At 41.5% G+C, this 3,446-nt stretch carries 6 protein-coding genes; 5 read left to right on the top strand and 1 reads right to left on the bottom strand.

Annotation, left to right across the window (positions count from 1 at the left end):
• The coding region (locus tag B4J23_RS06000) for a helix-turn-helix domain-containing protein (RefSeq protein WP_291359274.1) at positions 1–509 on the bottom strand (509 nt) is incomplete at its 3' end.
• A 117-nt stretch (positions 510–626) separates the two neighbouring features.
• Here B4J23_RS06000 and B4J23_RS05995 point away from each other — a divergent pair.
• The 5 genes from B4J23_RS05995 to B4J23_RS05975 are packed head-to-tail and all read left to right on the top strand — an operon-like array spanning position 627 to position 3,330.
• On the top strand, positions 627–851 hold the full coding sequence (locus tag B4J23_RS05995) for a hypothetical protein (RefSeq protein WP_005262243.1): 225 nt from the start codon (positions 627–629) through the stop codon (positions 849–851).
• 56 nt (positions 852–907) lie between these two features.
• The gene (locus B4J23_RS05990; RefSeq protein ID WP_005171431.1) at positions 908–1,387 is read left to right on the top strand and encodes a phage regulatory CII family protein; all 480 of its coding nucleotides are present in this window, start codon (positions 908–910) and stop codon (positions 1,385–1,387) included.
• Between the two features lie 49 nt (positions 1,388–1,436).
• Positions 1,437–2,336, top strand: a complete 900-nt coding sequence (locus B4J23_RS05985; RefSeq protein ID WP_291359269.1) for a replication protein — start codon at positions 1,437–1,439, stop codon at positions 2,334–2,336.
• Positions 2,333–3,076 (top strand): ATP-binding protein, encoded by a 744-nt coding sequence (locus B4J23_RS05980; RefSeq protein WP_291359267.1) that lies wholly within the window; start codon positions 2,333–2,335, stop codon positions 3,074–3,076. The genes B4J23_RS05985 and B4J23_RS05980 overlap by 4 nt, the downstream gene beginning before the upstream one ends.
• On the top strand, positions 3,073–3,330 hold the full coding sequence (locus B4J23_RS05975) for a hypothetical protein (RefSeq protein WP_034703025.1): 258 nt from the start codon (positions 3,073–3,075) through the stop codon (positions 3,328–3,330). The genes B4J23_RS05980 and B4J23_RS05975 overlap by 4 nt, the downstream gene beginning before the upstream one ends.
• The last annotated feature ends 116 nt before the right edge of the window (positions 3,331–3,446 follow it).

The following is a 3,446-nucleotide window of genomic DNA, read 5'->3' as shown; positions in this document are numbered from 1 at the left end:
GGCCACATACTGTATTCATCGGAATAAATCACTCGCAAGTTTTCAGGCTTAGCCTGAATACCTAAAATTCTTAATAGTGATGGGTCGATATCTAAATATTCACTTGGATCTTCTAAAAAATTCTCTATCCCACTTCCACAAGAAGCCTTTACATCCCTGTACACCGGTATTCTCACATTATTTCTTTTGCTTCCTTCGGCACCACGAAATTCAATGGGCGCAATTTGGATTCCGCTTTTATTTGAAATATCACTTAAAGGCATGGTGATGGCATTTGCCTGATCCAAAAAACCCTTAGGCTTACCAAAAGCCTCTTCTATTTTGGTTGCAGTCTCATCGCCAATATTTTTAGTCGGGTTTTTCCCGATGTATTGGCTAACCAAATTATAAGAAAGCCCCACCTTTTCAGCAAAATCAGTACGACTCAACCCAGACTCCTTCATTAAGTCTCGAGCGTTCTTAAGCCGTATTTCATGAATTTGCATCAAACCAGACATACCAAACCCCATTATTTAATCCATTGCTAAATTTACCTGTTAGGTAGAAAAAATAAATACCCTGACAGGTTGAATAAGTTTTACCTAAAAGGTATATTTAATATTAATTTACCTATAAGGTGTATTTTCATGCGAAACCTATATGATTACTGGAAATCCTTAAGCGAGGATGAGAAGCATATTTTTTGTTCTCGTGTAGGGGTGTCTTACGGCTATATGGAATCACATTTGATTCATGGTCGTAAAAAACCCCGCATGGAAACTATCCAAGCAATTGTTGATGCTAGCAATAACAAGCTATCCCACAAAAATCTTTTTGACTTCTTCCTAAAGAAGACCCCAATAGCTGCTTAAACCAATTATCAATCAGTAATCGTTTTAAAGAAACGTGAACAAAAACAGGGATTCACATGATTCTAAAGAAAGAAACAAGAATAGCGATTCATCAGATGATTAATCAGTCCGAAGGATTTGATCCAAAGGATATTGCTCAAGTCACTGGTGATGCTCACAAGACGATTTGCAACTATGGCAATCCAAATATGGAGAACCATGATCCAAGTCTAAAGAAGTTTGAGGCGATCATGCTTTTGACCCAAAACCCGGTAGTTCTGAAAGTTTGGGCGCACATGCTAGGTTTTGTTCTTATGCCAGCAGGTGGCGAAGGCACACATCGTCAGATGACTATCGTAGAGGCATTGCTTCAAATGAATTCTGAAACTGGAAAAGCCAATCAAAAGGTTTATGAGGTTTTGGAAGATGGCATGGTGACTCCGCAAGAGTATGCGGAAGCGAGTGAAATTCTTAATCGCATTATTGAAAACGCTAAAGCAGCGGATATGGCTTTAAGCAAGCAAATGCATAAATTCACACAAAAAGAAAAAGCCTGATTTCTGAGATCAGGCTTATTCAATTCATTAATGATTGGAACCAATGAATATGAAATCAAATCTAGCACATGAACCACCAATACCTCAAGGGCAAGTAGTTCATTTTCCAAAAAATGAGCGCAAAGCTATGTCGCATAAAGAAGAGCGCTACACCAAGATGCCTAACACGTTAATTGACGGCCAGATTATGGCTCAACTGAACGATAAGGCATTTAAGTGTTTAATGTTTGTCATGCGTCAAACCATTGGATTTGACCGCGCATCACACCCAATTGCTATCACTCAATTTCAAAAATATTGCGGTATCAAAAAACGCGATACAGTTATGGCATGTATTCGTGATCTGGAAGAGCTGGGTTTAATCAAAGTTGAGAGAACAACAGGTTGCCTAAACGAATATCAATTTACTCCTGACCAGTACCGCGAAAAGGTACTAGTACCAAATGATGGTAGTACCCTTAAAGGTGACGGGACTAGTACCACCAAACAGGACGGGACTAGTACCGTGAAAGGTGACGGGACCAGTACCGTTGAACGGGGCACTATTAAAGAAACACTTAAAGAAACATTTAAAGAAAACTTTAAAGAGGGAAACGCGCAGGAAAATCCTGTTGATCGAGTCTTAAATCTTTGGACACCAGATTTACATTCTCTGAACTCATGGTTGCAACGAGCAGGCGAAATGCCAATGACTCAAGACCTGATCAACCAGATCTTGCTTGAAGTGAACGCTCACTACGAACCACGTTTGAAAGCTGGATTGATTACAGACACCCAAATGTATTCAAACTTCGTGAAGTGGATCAAACGTAAATACACTCAAAAAACATATCAATCCTCTGAAAAACAAAATTCTAATCTGGATGTGAACACTGCCTGGAACAATCAACCGGTAAAGCAACATGCACCAGTGAATTCACCAGTACATATCCCGGAGGACTTCGTATGAACGCAATGTCGATGCTGAATCAGGGATTGAAACAAACACAAGAGATCTGCTCGAAACACAAAACCCCTATGGTACAAGCTGGGCCATTCCAGAAGTGCCCACAATGCGCCGTAGAGTTCCTAGAAGAACAAAAGCGAAATGCACAGGCCGAAATTGATCGTACCGTACGTGAAAAACACTTTGCTGGTGCAATGCTTCCAGAACGTCATGCTGAGTCAGGTTTTAAGAATTATATCGTTCAGCATGCTGGTCAACAGAATACATTGAATCTGGTTGTTTCCTTTGCCAAAAACATGATCAGTGGCCACAAAAATAACTTTGTGATGGTAGGACCTACTGGTACAGGAAAAACTCATCTCAGCTGCGCAACAGCTCGGACATTGCTCAACAAGGGCAAATATGCACGTTACATCACCAGTGAAGACATGGCACAGAGAATCATGAATGCCTGGGAGCAGCCGGACGCTACAGAGAAGTCTGTGATTTATGACTTCACTCAGTATGACTTGTTAATCCTGGATGAATATGGACTGCATGACCGTGATAAGCGTAGAGAGCTGGTGCACAAGGTTTTGTATGCACGCTATGACCGCATGAAGCCAACCATGCTGATTTCAAACTTAACCCTTGAGGAACTAAAAAGAGACTTGGGTGACCGTCTTTGGTCTCGATTTCAGCAAGGTGGTTTAACCTTGGTGGAATGTAATTGGGCAGATCAGCGTGTAGGGGGTGGGGTGTGAACATACCGAGTATCCAGCGTTTCGAAGAAATCAAGGATATCCTAGTGTATGTGGCCTTTTCTAAACATGAGGTCACGTCAGCTGAGCTTGAAGAGCATGTGTGTGACAAAACCAGATCTTCTTTAAATCAAAAATTGCGCGGTCTGGTTCAGGCGGGATATCTGGCCTTTAGATGTAATCACTGCACCAGGTTGTATGTGGCTACAGAAAAGACCAAACAACTATTTGGGGTGCGTGCTGTGGGGGATGCATGACCAGCTACTCAATTGCTGAATACAAAAAAATGGTGAAAGCCACCAGATCGAAAGGGCGCTCCACACGCCCTAATGTCAAAGGCGAAAAAGTACCGACTGAGATTGAAGCGAATCTG

Source organism: Acinetobacter sp. UBA3025, from assembly GCF_002367915.1.
In the GTDB taxonomy this organism is placed as follows: Bacteria; Pseudomonadota; Gammaproteobacteria; order Pseudomonadales; family Moraxellaceae; genus Acinetobacter.
The sequence above is the reverse complement of the archived record's forward strand: the minus strand, read 5'-3'. Positions and strand labels throughout refer to the sequence as shown.

Excerpts from the sequence above, each read along its gene's own strand:
- B4J23_RS05995 (WP_005262243.1), top strand. The coding sequence starts at position 627 with ATGCGAAACCTATATGATTACTGGAAATCCTTAAGCGAGGATGAGAAG.
- B4J23_RS05990 (WP_005171431.1), top strand. The coding sequence starts at position 908 with ATGATTCTAAAGAAAGAAACAAGAATAGCGATTCATCAGATGATTAAT.
- B4J23_RS05985 (WP_291359269.1), top strand. The coding sequence starts at position 1,437 with ATGAAATCAAATCTAGCACATGAACCACCAATACCTCAAGGGCAAGTA.
- B4J23_RS05980 (WP_291359267.1), top strand. The coding sequence starts at position 2,333 with ATGAACGCAATGTCGATGCTGAATCAGGGATTGAAACAAACACAAGAG.